17 protein-coding genes are annotated in these 13,330 nt (G+C 74.4%); 12 read left to right on the top strand and 5 right to left on the bottom strand.

Annotated features, from left to right (window positions below; genetic code table 11):
- Positions 1-9: 9 nt before the first annotated feature.
- A complete protein-coding gene (locus ACI3EY_RS10255; protein WP_405037444.1) occupies positions 10-1,152 on the top strand; it encodes a D-alanine--D-alanine ligase family protein in 1,143 nt (380 codons plus the stop codon).
- A 6-nt stretch (positions 1,153-1,158) separates the two neighbouring features.
- Here ACI3EY_RS10255 and ACI3EY_RS10250 read toward each other — a convergent pair whose 3' ends face one another.
- Together ACI3EY_RS10250 and ACI3EY_RS10245 are read right to left on the bottom strand one after the other, a co-directional pair.
- Positions 1,159-1,632: a DUF3515 family protein gene (locus ACI3EY_RS10250; protein ID WP_405037445.1), complete on the bottom strand. Its 474-nt coding sequence runs from the start codon at positions 1,630-1,632 to the stop codon at positions 1,159-1,161.
- Positions 1,611-1,844 (bottom strand): Lrp/AsnC ligand binding domain-containing protein, encoded by a 234-nt coding sequence (locus tag ACI3EY_RS10245; RefSeq protein ID WP_405037446.1) that lies wholly within the window; start codon positions 1,842-1,844, stop codon positions 1,611-1,613. The genes ACI3EY_RS10250 and ACI3EY_RS10245 overlap by 22 nt, the downstream gene beginning before the upstream one ends.
- A gap of 52 nt (positions 1,845-1,896) precedes the next feature.
- Here ACI3EY_RS10245 and ACI3EY_RS10240 point away from each other — a divergent pair, with 52 nt between their 5' ends.
- The gene (locus tag ACI3EY_RS10240) at positions 1,897-2,952 is read left to right on the top strand and encodes a thiamine-phosphate kinase (protein ID WP_405040346.1); all 1,056 of its coding nucleotides are present in this window, start codon (positions 1,897-1,899) and stop codon (positions 2,950-2,952) included.
- 101 nt (positions 2,953-3,053) lie between these two features.
- Here ACI3EY_RS10240 and rpmB read toward each other — a convergent pair whose 3' ends face one another.
- Complete coding sequence (gene rpmB, locus ACI3EY_RS10235; protein WP_405037448.1) at positions 3,054-3,239, bottom strand: 50S ribosomal protein L28; 186 nt, start codon at positions 3,237-3,239, stop codon at positions 3,054-3,056.
- A 160-nt stretch (positions 3,240-3,399) separates the two neighbouring features.
- Between rpmB and ACI3EY_RS10230 the strand changes: the two genes are divergently transcribed.
- The 9 genes from ACI3EY_RS10230 to mutM all read left to right on the top strand — a co-directional run bounded on the left by ACI3EY_RS10230 (position 3,400) and on the right by mutM (position 11,691).
- A complete protein-coding gene (locus ACI3EY_RS10230; RefSeq protein ID WP_405040345.1) occupies positions 3,400-5,070 on the top strand; it encodes a DAK2 domain-containing protein in 1,671 nt (556 codons plus the stop codon).
- Complete coding sequence (locus ACI3EY_RS10225; RefSeq protein WP_405040344.1) at positions 5,070-7,361, top strand: ATP-dependent DNA helicase RecG; 2,292 nt, start codon at positions 5,070-5,072, stop codon at positions 7,359-7,361. Before ACI3EY_RS10230 ends, ACI3EY_RS10225 begins: the two co-directional genes overlap by 1 nt.
- A 7-nt stretch (positions 7,362-7,368) precedes the next feature.
- The gene (rsmD, locus tag ACI3EY_RS10220) at positions 7,369-7,968 is read left to right on the top strand and encodes a 16S rRNA (guanine(966)-N(2))-methyltransferase RsmD (protein ID WP_405040343.1); all 600 of its coding nucleotides are present in this window, start codon (positions 7,369-7,371) and stop codon (positions 7,966-7,968) included.
- A 25-nt stretch (positions 7,969-7,993) separates the two neighbouring features.
- Positions 7,994-8,539 (top strand): hemerythrin domain-containing protein, encoded by a 546-nt coding sequence (locus ACI3EY_RS10215; RefSeq protein WP_405040342.1) that lies wholly within the window; start codon positions 7,994-7,996, stop codon positions 8,537-8,539.
- 30 nt (positions 8,540-8,569) lie between these two features.
- Complete coding sequence (coaD, locus tag ACI3EY_RS10210) at positions 8,570-9,055, top strand: pantetheine-phosphate adenylyltransferase (protein ID WP_405040341.1); 486 nt, start codon at positions 8,570-8,572, stop codon at positions 9,053-9,055.
- A 113-nt stretch (positions 9,056-9,168) separates the two neighbouring features.
- The gene (locus ACI3EY_RS10205; protein ID WP_405040340.1) at positions 9,169-9,771 is read left to right on the top strand and encodes a YceD family protein; all 603 of its coding nucleotides are present in this window, start codon (positions 9,169-9,171) and stop codon (positions 9,769-9,771) included.
- Position 9,772: 1 nt separating this feature from the next.
- Entirely contained in the window at positions 9,773-9,967 is a 195-nt protein-coding gene (rpmF, locus tag ACI3EY_RS10200; protein ID WP_405037456.1) for a 50S ribosomal protein L32, read from the top strand.
- Positions 9,968-9,981: 14 nt separating this feature from the next.
- Positions 9,982-10,761: a ribonuclease III gene (rnc, locus tag ACI3EY_RS10195; RefSeq protein ID WP_405040339.1), complete on the top strand. Its 780-nt coding sequence runs from the start codon at positions 9,982-9,984 to the stop codon at positions 10,759-10,761.
- A gap of 3 nt (positions 10,762-10,764) precedes the next feature.
- Positions 10,765-11,691, top strand: a complete 927-nt coding sequence (mutM, locus tag ACI3EY_RS10190) for a bifunctional DNA-formamidopyrimidine glycosylase/DNA-(apurinic or apyrimidinic site) lyase (RefSeq protein ID WP_405040338.1) — start codon at positions 10,765-10,767, stop codon at positions 11,689-11,691.
- Here the strand turns inward: mutM and ACI3EY_RS10185 are convergent.
- Both ACI3EY_RS10185 and ACI3EY_RS10180 read right to left on the bottom strand, forming a co-directional pair.
- Positions 11,688-11,954, bottom strand: a complete 267-nt coding sequence (locus ACI3EY_RS10185) for a hypothetical protein (RefSeq protein ID WP_405037459.1) — start codon at positions 11,952-11,954, stop codon at positions 11,688-11,690. The two genes, mutM and ACI3EY_RS10185, sit on opposite strands and share 4 nt — an antisense overlap.
- Positions 11,951-13,000 (bottom strand): Gfo/Idh/MocA family protein, encoded by a 1,050-nt coding sequence (locus ACI3EY_RS10180; RefSeq protein ID WP_405040337.1) that lies wholly within the window; start codon positions 12,998-13,000, stop codon positions 11,951-11,953. Before ACI3EY_RS10180 ends, ACI3EY_RS10185 begins: the two co-directional genes overlap by 4 nt.
- Before the next feature lie 22 nt (positions 13,001-13,022).
- On the opposite strand from ACI3EY_RS10180, the gene ACI3EY_RS10175 reads away from it, so the two are divergent.
- Positions 13,023-13,304 (top strand): acylphosphatase, encoded by a 282-nt coding sequence (locus tag ACI3EY_RS10175; protein ID WP_405040336.1) that lies wholly within the window; start codon positions 13,023-13,025, stop codon positions 13,302-13,304.
- Positions 13,305-13,330 lie beyond the last annotated feature (26 nt).

The following is a 13,330-nucleotide window of genomic DNA, read 5'->3' as shown; positions in this document are numbered from 1 at the left end:
CGTGCCGATATGGACATCTCGCCCCGCACCGGCACCCCGCCGGCCACCGACCGCACCCGGGTCGCCCTCGTCTTCGGCGGTCGCTCCGACGAGCACGCCATCTCCTGCGCGACCGCCGCCAGCGTGCTGCGCGCCATCGACCGGGACCGCTACGACGTGGTGCCGGTCGGCATCACCCGGGAGGGGCACTGGGTGCTTGTCGAGGACGACCCCGCGGCGCTGGACATCCGGGACGGCCGGCTACCCGCGGTCGGCGACACCGGGCAGCGGGTCATCGTGCCGCTCGGCGGCGTCGAGCACGAGTGGAGCGTGGTGGACGCGCACGGCGAGGTGCGCCCGCTGGGGGTGGTCGACGTGGTCTTCCCCCTGCTGCACGGGCCGTTCGGCGAGGACGGCACCATCCAGGGCCTGCTGGAGCTCGCGGACCTTCGCTACGTCGGGTGCGGGGTGCTGGCCTCGGCGGCGATGATGGACAAGCACGTGATGAAGGTCCTCTTCGCCTCGGCCGGGCTCCCGGTGGGGCCGTTCACCGTGATCACCGACCTGCAGTGGCGGCGGGACCGGGCCGCGGCGCTGGACGCCGCGACCAGCCTGCGGTTCCCCGTCTTCGTCAAGCCCGCCCGGGCCGGGTCCTCGGTCGGTGTCCACAAGGTCGACCGGCCCGAGGAGCTCGAGGTGGCGGTGGAGAAGGCCCGTGACCACGACCCCAAGGTGCTCGTCGAGCAGGGCATCGAGGGTCGGGAGGTCGAGTGCGGGGTGCTCGCCGGTCGTGGCACCGCACCGCCCCGGATCAGCGAGTGCGGCGAGATCGTCGTCAGCGGCGAGCACGCCTTCTACGACTTCGAGGCGAAGTACCTGGACGAGTCGAGCGTCCGGATCACCGCCCCCGCGGACCTGCCGGCGCCGGTCCGCGAGGAGGTCCACCGGATCGCCGCGCTCGCCTTCGAGGTCGCCGGCGGTGAGGGGCTGTCCCGGGTGGACTGCTTCGTCACGCCCACCGGTGACGTGGTCCTCAACGAGATCAACACGATGCCCGGGTTCACGCCCTACTCCATGTACCCGCAGGCCTGGGCGGCCTCCGGGGTGAGCTACCCCGAGCTCGTCGACGAGCTCATCACGCTGGCCCTGGACCGGCCGCTGGGACTGCGCTGAGCCGTCTCAGTCGTCCGGCGAGGTGCACAGGCCCAGCGTCTGCTCCACCTGCTCGGCGGCCTCGCCGAAGGGCGGCAGCAGCAGCGGGTGGCTGTCGTAGCTCTCCGGGACCAGCACCTCGATCGCGGGGGACCGGCCGAAGGTGGTGAACATGGTGCCCCCGTCGTCCAGCGTGGTGGCGACCCAGTCCACCCCGTTCACGTCGATGCACGGGTCGGTGGTGGCCCCGGGCGGCTGCTTGCCGCACCGGGCCACGATCGGCGGTTCGCCCCAGGCCGCGACCCCGGGGGACTGGACGGCGGTCACCCGCGGCTCGTAGGGCCCCACGGTCGTGGGCCAGCGTTGGGCGACCTCCTGGCAGGCGGCGGAGTCCGAGGCCTCGAAGGGCACCGCCCGGACGGCGGCCTCGCCGCACCCGGTCAGCACCAGCAGACAGACGGCCGTGAGGGTGCCCGTCCTCAGAGCTCGACGACGGTGCATGTGGTGGTGCGGGTGATGCGGGGGACCGCCTGGATCGTGGAGATGACGTCCCGCCCCAGCTCACGCACCGTGGCCGCCTCGATCTCGGCGATGACGTCGTAGGGGCCGGCGACGTCCTCCGCGGTCACCACGCCGGGGATCTGCCGGATCGCGGTGGTGACCGAGGCCGAGGCACCGACTTCTGTCTGCACCAGCATGTATGCCTTGATCATGGCGTCCTCCTCTGTCGTCGCCGGACCGTGCAGGGGAGGCTACCGTGCAGGGGTGGACGCGTGGGAGGAGAGGATGGCAGCGGGCGACGACCGGGCCGACCAGGGGGCGCAGGGTCCGCCCCGTCCGCAGGAGCCGCGCATCGGGGACGTGGGGGAGCGGGGCGTGCTGGCCGAGGTGTTCGCGGCCCTGGCCGACGGGCACCCCCTCGACGACCGGGTGCCGGTCGGGCCCGGGGACGACACGGCCCAGCTGCGGGTGGCCGGGGGAGCGGTGCTGGCGACCACGGACGCGATGGTGCGGGGTCACGACTGGCGGGACGACTGGTCCGGCCCCACCGACGTCGGCGTCAAGCTGATGACCCAGAACCTCGCCGACCTGGCCGCCATGGGCGGGTTCGGCACCGGCGTCCTGGTCACCCTGGTCGCGGACCCGGAGCTGCCGCTGCGGTGGGCCCGCGGGCTCGCCGAGGGGCTGGCGTGGGCGGGGCGTCGGGCCGGGGTGCCGGTGCTCGGTGGTGACCTCAGCGCCGCCCCGGCCGGGGTGGTCACCGTCTCGGTCACCGCGCTCGGGGAGCTCGGGCCCGGGGTGGACGCGCCGGTGCTCCGCTCCGGCGCCCGGCCCGGCGACGTGCTGGCCTGCTCGGGGCCCCTGGGCCGGTCGGCCGCGGGGCTGGAGCTGCTCGCGGCGGGTCACCGCGACGGCCCGTGGGTGGACTACCACCGCCGGCCGCTGACGGACCTGTCCCAGGGACCCCGGGCCGCGCGGTCCGGGGCGCGGGCGATGATCGACGTCTCGGACGGCCTCGGCCGGGACGCCGACCGGGTAGCCCGGGCCAGCGGGGTGCTGCTCGTGCTGGACCCGGCGGCCGTCGACCGGCTGGCCGTGGCCCTGACCCCGGCGCTGGGCACGGAGGCCGCCCACCGGGCGGTGCTGGGCGGGGGTGAGGAGCACGAGCTGCTCGCGACCTTCCCGCCCGGTGCGGTGCCCTCGGGATGGTTCGAGATCGGCCGTGCCCAGGAGCCCGGCCCGCACCGACACCCGGGGGTGCTGCTCGGCACCGAGCGGCTGGACCCGGGCCGCGGCGGGTGGGACCACTTCAGCCGCTGAACCGCTCGTGCCGTGTGGTGGCGGGGGCATACGTCCCCGGACACGAACGAGCCGGCGTCACCCCGTGGGTGTCGCCGGCTCGACCTGCGTGCGGAAGGGGGTCAGCGGGTGACCTTGCCCGCCTTCAGGCAGGAGGTGCACACGTTGAGCCGCTTGGGGGTCGCGCCCACCGTCGCGCGGACGCGCTGGATGTTCGGGTTCCAGCGACGCTTGGTGCGGCGGTGCGAGTGCGAGATGCTGTGACCGAAGCTCGGTCGCTTGCCGCAGACGTCGCAAGTGGCAGCCACGGTGTTCTCCTGAAGGTCGTCCGGTGAGTGGTCGTCGGGGCCTGCGGTCGGGACCGGCAGGCAACCGGTCCAGAGTACCGGAGCATGCGGGTCCGCCCCAAATCACTGCCGCGGTGGACGGGCGCACCGGCGCCGACCCGCCGAGCGTTAGGTTTGAGCCGTGTCCCGCCACGCCCTCGACCTCGTGACCGCCCGTCGGTGGGCGATGACGGCACGGCTCTCGCTGGGCGCGGCACGGGAGCGGATCGACGCGCTCAACGTCTTCCCGGTCGCCGACGGGGACACCGGGACCAACATGTACCTGACCCTGGACGGCGCCCTCGAGCACGTCCGGGTGCAGCTCGAGCTGGGCGTCGACACCGACCGGCTGCAGCAGGGGCTCGCGCTGATCGCCCGGGGGATGCTGCTCTCCGCCCGCGGCAACTCCGGGGTGATCCTCGCCCAGCTCACCCGCGGCCTGGCCGACGCCGTCGGACCGGACGTGGAGGAGGCCGGCCCGCACGAGGTGGCGGCCGCCTTCGAGGCCTCCGCCCGCACGGCCTGGGACGCGCTGGCGGCACCGGTCGAGGGCACCATCCTGACCGTGGCCAGGGCGGCCGGTGCGGGCGCCCGCGCGGCCGTCGACAGGGGGGCCGATGACGTCACCGAGGTGGTGGACGCGGCGCACGACGCGGCCGAGGAAGCGCTCGCACGCACCCCCGAGCTGCTGCCCGAGCTGGGTGCCGCCGGGGTGGTGGACGCCGGTGGGGCCGGGCTGCTGCTGGTGGTCGAGGCGCTGCAGGCGGTCCTGGCTGGGGGGCCCGTCGACGTCGAGACCGACCTGCCGCAGTGGTGGCACGGCACCGGACGCCCGCCTGCCGCCGCGCCGCGCGGCGCCGGTGCCGGCCCCGGCGCGGGGGAGGGGGAGGGCGCCATGGAGGTGATGTACCTGCTCACCGCCAGCGACCCCGAACGAGCCGACCGGCTGCGGACCCACCTGGCGCACCTCGGCGATTCCGTCGCCGTCGCCGGCGGACCGGAGGAGTACCAGGTGCACGTGCACCTGGAGGACCCCTCGCTCGCGGTCGAGGCAGGCAGCCTGGCCGGGGTGGTCGGCGAGGTCCGGCTCTCGTCCCTGGACGGTGGGCGTCCCCACGACCCGGCTCCCGCCGCGTCCCTGCCCACCGGGGTGGGGGTGGTCGCCTGCGCCCTCGGCGCCGGGGTCGTGGCGCTCTTCGAGCAGGCGGGGGCCGCCGTGGTGCCCAGCGGTCCCCGGCACCGCGCCTCGGCCGGCCAGCTGCTGGCCGCGGTCCGGGCCGGCACCGCCGCCGCGGTGGTCGTCCTGCCCAACGACGAGGACACCGTGATGGTGGCCAGGGCTGCGGCCCTGGAGGCCCGCCACGAGGGGCTGGTCGTCGAGGTGGTGCCGACCAGGACCCTGGTGGAGGGACTGGCCGCGCTCGCGGTGCACGACCCCGCCGGCAGGCCGGCGGACGTCGTGGCGGGGATGGCCGCGGCGGTCGCCGGGGTGCACGGCGGCGCCCTGACCCGGGCGGAGCGCGCCGCGGACACGCCCGTCGGACGGTGCCGTGCCGGCCAGTGGCTGGGCATCGTCGACCACGAGATCGTCGCCGTCGCGGACACCGTGCGCCCGGCCGCCCGTGCCGTGCTCGAGACGATCTGGCACCCGGGTGCCGAGGTCGTCACCGTGCTGGAGGGGCAGGACGCCACCGCCGAGGTGCGGGCCGAGGTCGCCGCCGTGCTCGACCAAGTGCTGGCCGGACAGCCGGTCGAGGTCACCACCTGGGACGGGGGCCAGCCCACCTACCCCGTCCTCCTCGGGGTCGAGTGATGGCCCGGCACCTGCGCCCGGTGGCCGACGACGGCAGCGACCAGCTGGACGCGCCGCTGCGGGACATCGTGGGCAAGGGGGGCCCGGTCCTGGAGAAGACCCGGGGGATCCGTACCGTCGGCCAGCTCCTGGACTGGCTCCCGCGCAGCTACCTCGACGCCAGCCGGCCCGTCGCGTTCCGGGAGCTGCCCCACGGCGAGGACGTCGTGGTGGTCGGCACCGTGGTGTCGGCCCGCACCCTTCAGATGCGCAACCGACGCGGCCGCCGGCTGGTGGCCGACGTCTCCGACGACGCCGGTGGCGTCATCCAGCTGACCTTCTTCAAGCCCTGGGGGCACGAGGAGCGGCTGCGCCCGGGAGCCAAGGTGGTCTGCTCGGGACAGATCGGCCACTGGCGCGACACCCTCCAGCTCACCCACCCCGACTACGCCGTGCTCTCGGCTGCCGGCAGCGGATCCGGACAGTGGCTGCTGGACGGGCTGGTCCCGGTCTACACGGCCACCAAGGGCCTCTCGCCCATCGTCCACGGGGACTCCCTGGACCTGGTCCTGCACCAGCTGCAGGAGCTGCCCGACCCGCTCCCGGAGGAGGTGCGCAGCAGCGTCGGACTGCCCGGGCTGCTGGAGGCCTACCGGCTGGTGCACCGGCCCCGCACCGAGGCCGACCACCGCCGTGGCCGCTGGCGGCTGGCGTTCCAGGAGGCCTTCGTGGTCCAGGCCCAGCTGGCCCGCGCCCGACGCTCCGCGGACGCGGTCCCCGCCGTGCCCAGGGTGGCCCGGGAGGACGGGCTGCCGCACGCGTTGCGCCAGCGGCTCCCGTTCGCGCTGACGGACGGCCAGGAGGAGGTGCTCGCCGAGATCCTGGGGGACCTCGCCCGGGAGGTGCCCATGCACCGCCTGCTGCAGGGTGAGGTCGGCTCCGGCAAGACGGTGCTCGCGCTGCTGGCGATGCTGGCCGTGGTCGAGGCCGGTGGGCAGGCCGCGCTGCTGGCGCCCACCGAGGTGCTCGCCGCCCAGCACCACCGGTCGATGACCATGCTGCTGGGTCCGCTCGCCGAGGCGGGGATGCTGGGCGGGGCCGCGGAGGGGACCAGGCTGGCGCTGCTCACCGGGAGCCAGTCCACCGCCGACCGTCGGGAGGCCCTGCTCGACGCCGCCTCCGGTGCGGCCGGGATCGTCGTCGGGACGCACGCGCTGATCCAGGACCACGTGCAGTTCGCCGACCTCGGGATGGTGGTCGTGGACGAGCAGCACCGGTTCGGGGTGGAGCAGCGGGATGCGCTGCGCGCCAAGGCACGGGCCGGTTCCTCCCCGCACGTCCTGGTGATGACCGCCACCCCGATCCCCCGCACGGTGGCGATGACGGTCTTCGGGGACATGGAGATCTCCACCCTGCGCGAGCTGCCGCAGGGACGCCGACCGATCAGCAGCTTCGTCGTGCAGGCCGAGCGCTCGGGCTGGGTGCGGCGCACCTGGGAGCGGGTCGCCGAGGAGGTCCGTGGCGGCGGCCAGGCCTACGTCGTCTGCCCCCGGATCGGCGAGGTCGACGACGCCGACCTCCCGGGCTCGGCGCAGGAGGGCCCGGGGCTGCCGATCCCGCCGACCGACCAGGCCCGCAGCGCCGGGGAGGACGGTGCCGACCTGCTCGAGGTGGCCGCCGCCGGGGCGGGGAGCGGCATACCGTCCCTGCACGGGGTGCACCAGGTGGCCCGGTCCCTGCGGGAGCTGGCCGCCACCCGCGACCTGCGCATCGAGGTGCTGCACGGTCGGATGCCGGCCGAGGACAAGGACGCGGTGATGCAGGCGTATGCCGCCGGCCGGGTCGACGTCCTGGTCTCGACCACCGTGATCGAGGTGGGCGTCGACGTCCCGGACGCCACCACGATGGTGGTCCTGGACGCGGACCGGTTCGGCATCTCCCAGCTGCACCAGCTGCGGGGCCGGGTCGGTCGGGGCGGACGGTCCGGGCTGTGCCTGCTGATGACCCAGGGCCAGGACCCGGAAGGGGTCGCACGGCTGGAGCAGGTGGCGGCCACCACCGACGGCTTCGAGCTGGCCCGGCTCGACCTGGAGACCCGCCAGGAGGGCGACGTGCTCGGAGCCACCCAGTCCGGGGGGCGCCGGACGTTGCGCTTCCTGCGGCTGGCCCGCGACGAGGACCTCATCGTCGCGGCCCACGAGGCGGCCTGGCGGACCGTCGAGGCCGACCCGGAGCTGGCCGGGCACCCGGCCCTGGCCGCCGAGCTGGACCGGCTGGACCAGGCCCGGGCCGCCTTCCTGGAGCGCGGGTGAGCCGGCGGTGACGCGCATCATCGCCGGCCGCGCGGGGGGCAGGACGATCCGGACGCCGACCGGCCGGGACACCCGGCCCACCACGGACCGGGTGCGGGAGGCGCTCTTCTCCCGGGTGGAGTCGCTGCTGGTGCTGGACGACGCCCGGGTGCTGGACCTCTTCGCGGGGTCGGGGGCGCTCGGGCTGGAGGCGCTCTCCCGGGGGGCCGGGCACCTGCTCGCGGTGGAACGGCACCGACCCACCGCCCGGCTCATCGAGCAGAACGCCGACGGGCTCGACCTGGGCGGGCACGTGCAGGTCCGGAGCGGGCCGGTGCAGGTGGTGCTGACCGGGTCGCACCCCGACGAGCCCTACGACCTGGTGCTGCTGGACCCGCCCTACCCGATGGGGGAGGAGGAGCTGACCCAGGTGCTGTCCGCCCTGGTCACCCACCGCTGGCTCACCGACGAGGCCCTCGTCGTCCTGGAGCGTAGCTCCCGCTCCCCGGCACCGACGTGGCCCACGGGCCTGCACCGGCTCGACACCCGGCGCTACGGCGAGACCGCCGTGCACCTGGCCGAACGGACCCCGGGCGGGGAGGGGGACGCCGTCTCGCCGAGCGGGTGAACGGCCTCGGTGTCAGGATCGGAGGGTGACTGACTACTCCATCCCCCGCCCCGTGTCCGGTGACGTCGTCGAGCTCATCCTGGACGACCACCGCCTCTTCGAGAGCCTGATGCGCGAGATGCGCGACAGCTCCTCCGACCGGGCAGGTGCCCGGGACGCCTTCGCGGCCGTGCTGGTCGCGCACGGTGAGGCAGAGGAGCAGCAGGTCTACCCCCGGCTGCGGCGCAAGGACGCGATCGACGAGCACGAGGCCGAGCACGGCGAGGAGGAGCACGCCGAGATCAACCAGGCGCTGCTGGAGCTCCTGGAGTGCAAGGGCACCGACACGCAGAAGTTCGACGACGCCGTCGAGAAGGTGAACGAGGTGCTCCAGCACCACCTCACCGAGGAGGAGCTGACGATCCTCAACCCGGCGCGGGACGAGGTGAGCGAGGCCGACCGGCAGGCCCTGGGCTCGGCCTTCCTCACGGTCCGGGGCGAGCACCTGGACGCCGGCGTCACCGTGGAGACGGTGCGCGCGCTGGTGCAGGACGCGCACGCAGAGGGGCTGCTCGAGGACGAGGACGACTGAGCCGGGCACCCGCTCGTTAGGCTCGAGCGCATGACCACCCGCCGCTGCGTCTGCCCAGGCTCCTTCGACCCGGTCACCCTGGGCCACCTGGACATCCTGCGCCGTGCCGCGGCCCTCTACGACGAGGTCGTGGTGGCCGTGCTGCACAACCCGGCCAAGCAGGGGACCTTCCCGGTGGAGCGACGTCTGGCGCTGGTCCGCGAGGCGCTGGGCGAGGAGCTGCGGGCGACGGTGCGGGTGGAGGCCTACGCCGACCGGCTGCTCGTCGACGTATGCCGCGAGGTCGGGGCCCAGGCCGTCGTCAAGGGCCTGCGCGGCGGCACGGACTTCGCCTACGAGCTGCCGATGGCGCTGATGAACCGGCACCTGAGCGGGGTGGAGACGTTGTTCCTGCCCGGTGACCCCGGGCTCGAGCACGTCTCCAGCTCGCTGGTCCGGGAGGTGCACCGGTACGGCGGTGACGTCTCGGCCCTGGTCCCGGGCGGGGTGCTGGCCGCTTTGCGCGAACTTGAGTGAGACCGACCTGCTCGGGTACTCTGGTAGGTCGGTGTGTGTCACTCCCGGCGTCCGGCGCAGGTGAGGGTCCGCGCCCGTCCAGCAGGTCACCGACACGCGAGGTTCTCTTCATCATGGCTGCCCAGCAGACGGAACGCGACTGGGTGTTCGACACCCGGGAGCTGGTCCGCAGGCCCGGCAGCATGCGTGAGGTCTCCCGTGCGGTGACCACCCAGGAGCCCATGGGCACCGACGTCATCGCGATCCCCACCGACCGTCCGGTCCAGGTGGAGTTGCGGCTGGAGTCGGTCGTCGAGGGGATCCTGGTGACGGGTTCGGCCCAGGCCTCCGCGGAGGGCGAGTGCGTGCACTGCCTGGACCCGGTCGTCGAGCCCCTCGACGTGCCGTTCCAGGAGCTGTTCGTCTACCCCGAGCGGGCCGCGCACCACCAGAAGGTGGCGGGTCGTGCGGGTGGCGACAAGGAGGCACCAGCCGACGAGGACGAGCAGCGTATGCTCGACGGTGACCTGATGGACCTCGAGGAGGTCATCCGGGACGCCGTCGTGACTGCGCTACCCTTCCAGCCGGCGTGCCAGGACGACTGTCCCGGTCTGTGCTCCGAGTGCGGTGTGCAGCTGGCGAAGGACCCCGAGCACCATCACGACGTGATCGACCCCCGGTGGTCGGCACTGGCCGCAATGGCCACGCCGACCGCAGACGACGAGAAGAGGATCTGACGTGGCCGTTCCCAAGCGGAAGATGTCCCGCAGCAACACCCGGCACCGCCGCTCCCAGTGGAAGGCTGCGCCCATCGCGCTGTCGACCTGCCCCCAGTGCAAGGCCGTGAGCACCCCGCACCAGGCCTGCCCCTCGTGCGGCACCTACGGCGGACGGCACTACGCCGCCGCCGAGCGCACCGAGCACCAGGCCTGACCGGGACGCGCCGGATGCGCCCCGTCGCCGAGCTCAACGACTACCTCCTCGAGGTCGTCGGTGAGCGCTGCGACGAGGCGCTGCTCCTGCGCGCCCTGACGCACCGGTCCTACTCCTACGAGCACGACGGCCAGCCGCACAACGAGCGCCTGGAGTTCCTCGGCGACTCGGTGCTGGGGGTGGTGGTCACCGACACGCTCTACCGCACCCACCCCGACCTCTCGGAGGGCCAGCTGGCCAAGCTGCGGGCGGCGGTCGTCAACTCGCGGGCCCTCGCCGAGGTGGCCAGGGTCGTCGACCTCGGCAACCACGTGCTGCTGGGCAAGGGTGAGGAGGCGACCGGGGGTCGGGACAAGGACTCCATCCTCGCGGACACCACCGAGGCTGTCATCGGCTGCCTCTACGTCTCCTGCGGTATGCCCGCCGCGGACGCCTTCGTGCACCACCTGCTGGACCCGCTGCTGCAGCGCAGCGCGGAGCTGGGCGCCGGGCTGGACTGGAAGACGAGCCTGCAGGAGATCGCCGCGACCGGTGAGCTGACCCCGCCGGAGTACCAGATCGACGCCGAGGGCCCCGACCACGCCAAGCGCTTCACCGCCAGGGCGGTCGTGGGGGGCGAGGTCGTGGGCACCGGTGAGGGCCGCTCCAAGAAGCTGGCCGAGCAGCAGGCCGCCGAGGCCGCCTGGCGGCTGCTCACCACCCGGGCCGCGGAGATGGCCACCGTGCAGCCCACCGCGACGGTGCCGACCCCGCCGGTGCCCCCCACGGGTCCCGACGCGCCTCACCCGGGCTAGCCGGTGCCCGAGCTGCCCGAGGTCGAGGTCGTGCGCCGCGGCCTGGCGGAGCACGTCATCGGCCGAGAGATCTCCCGGGCCCGGCTGACCGGTCCCCGGGTCGCCCGTCGGCACGAGGCCGGCCCGGCGGACCTGGCGGCCCGTGTCCAGGGCGCGCTCATCCGTGCCGCCGACCGGCGCGGCAAGTACCTCTGGCTGGTGCTGGACCCGCCCGACGACGACCCGGCGGCGCTGGTCGTCCACCTCGGGATGAGCGGACAGATGCTCGTCCAGCCACCGGAGGCGCCCCGCGAGAAGCACCTGCACGCCACCCTCGACTTCGCCGACGCCGGGCCCCAGCTGCGGTTCGTGGACCAACGGACCTTCGGCGGGCTGGCGCTCACCGGCATGGTGCCCGACCCGTACACCCCACCCGGTGACCCGGGCGGGGGAGCCGGACCGGGCGCCGCGCACGCCGACGGCATACCCGAGCCGGTGCGGCACATCGCGCCGGACCCGCTGGAGCCGGCCTTCGACGCGGCGGCCGTCGCGCGCCGGATGAAGGCCAAGGACGTCGCCCTGAAACGGCTGCTGCTGGACCAGACGGTGGTCAGCGGGATCGGCAACATCTACGCCGACGAAGCGCTCTGGCGGGCCAGGGTGCACGGCGCGCGGGCGGCCTCGTCGCTGACCCGACCCGCCCTGGTGCGACTCCTCGGGCACGCCGCCGACGTGATGACCGAGGCTCTGGGGCAGGGCGGCACCAGCTTCGACGCGCTCTACGTCAACGTCAACGGCGCCAGCGGGTACTTCGACCGTTCGCTCGCCGCCTACGGGCAGACGGGACGTCCGTGCCCCCGCTGCGGGGCGCCGATCCGGCGCGAGACCTTCATGAACCGGAGCTCGCACAGCTGCCCGCGCTGCCAGGTGCGGCCCCGCCGGCCCCGCTAGGGCGTCGGCCCGCGAGGCGGGCTGCCGTCCTCGTCCCCGGGCGGGGGGTCGCGTCCCTCCACGCTCTCCCGCGCTGCCTCCGCGCGCCGCTGCCGTTCCTGGCCGGCGTCGACGAGCACCCGGAAACCCCGTCCGGTCAGGTCCATCACGTGCACCGGCGTCCACTGCCGCAAGGGCAGCCGCTGCGAGCGTGGGGTGCCCATCCGGCCCAGCCAGGCCAGCAGCAGCACCGCCAGCAGCACGAGCAGCACGAGCTGCATCACGGCGCGGCCATCCCGTCGAAGGTCCGCGGTGCGTCCTCCTGGGGGTAGCGCACGCCCAGCTCCCGCCGGGCCGACTCCAGGATGGTCATGATCGCCACCGTGTCCGCGTGCGGCGCCAGCGGGGACTCCAGCAGGCCCTCGCGCACGCACCGGTGCATCTCCTCGACCTCGTGCTGGTAGCCGCGCCGGTCGCCCTCGACGAGCACGTCACCGTCCGCGGTGTGCACCGTGAACGAGGTGGGGTTGTTCACCGGCCCGTGCAGCTGGAGCCAGCCGCGGGTGCCACGGACGACGGTCTCCGAGGCGCCGTGCGACTGCGAGTCGGTGACCACCTGCACCACCGCCCCCTGCGGGGTCATCCACTGCAAGGACACCAGGGCGTCGGCCCCGGTCTCCACGCGGGAGCCGAGCACCTGCACGTGCGTCGGGTGGCCGGCGAAGAGGTGAGCCACGGTGACCGGGTAGATGCCCAGGTCGAGGAGGGCACCGCCGCCGTTGGCCAGGTCGAAGAGACGGTGCGAGGCGGCATACACGAAGGGCACCGTGAAAGCGGCCTGCACGCTGCGCACCTCACCGATGTCCCCGCGGCGCACCCGCTCCAGGGCGTCCAGCACGACCGGCTGGAAGCGGGTCCACATCGCCTCCATCGCGAGCACCCCGGCGTCCCGGGCGGCCTGCAGCACCTCCTCGGTGTCCGCGACCGTGAGGGTCAGCGGCTTCTCGATGAGCACGTGCTTGCCGGCCGCGACCGCGGCCAGCGCCTGGTCCCGGTGGAAGGGGTGGGTGGAGGCGACGTAGATAGCGTCGACGTCCGGATCGGCGTAGAGCTCGGCGTAGCTGCCGTAGGACCGGGGGATCCCGAGCTCCGCGGCGAAGGCCGCCGCGCGGTCCCCGTCGCGGGCCGCGACCGCGACCACCTCGCCGCCCTCGACCTGGGCGATCGCCTGCGCCAGGGTGCGTGCGATCGACCCCGCCGACAGCAGGCCCCAGCGCAGCGGTGCCCCGGAGTGCGGTCCGTCGGGATGCCTGCTCGGCGTCGTCTCCATGAGCCCACCGTAGTCTGGCGACATGCGACGCGTCGTGATCTTCGTCCGCGGCCGGGTGCAGGGCGTGGGCTTCCGGTGGTGGACCCGGGCCAGGGCGCTGGAGCTCAGCCTGGTCGGGCACGCGATGAACATGGCCGACGGCAGGGTCGAGGTCTGCGCGCAGGGGGGGCCGGCCGCGGTGGACGCGCTGATCGCCCTGCTGCGCGAGGACCCGAGCACCCGCAGCAGACCTGGCCGTGTCGACGGTGTGGTGGTGCAGGAGCACCCGGTCCGGGACGGGCTCACCGGGTTCCGCGAGCGCTGAGGGCGGCGGCGCCCGAGCGTGTCGCG

Source organism: Serinicoccus shuyuelongi (genome assembly GCF_045032955.1).
GTDB lineage: Bacteria > Actinomycetota > Actinomycetes > Actinomycetales > Dermatophilaceae > Ornithinicoccus.
The sequence above is the reverse complement of the archived record's forward strand: the minus strand, read 5'-3'. Positions and strand labels throughout refer to the sequence as shown.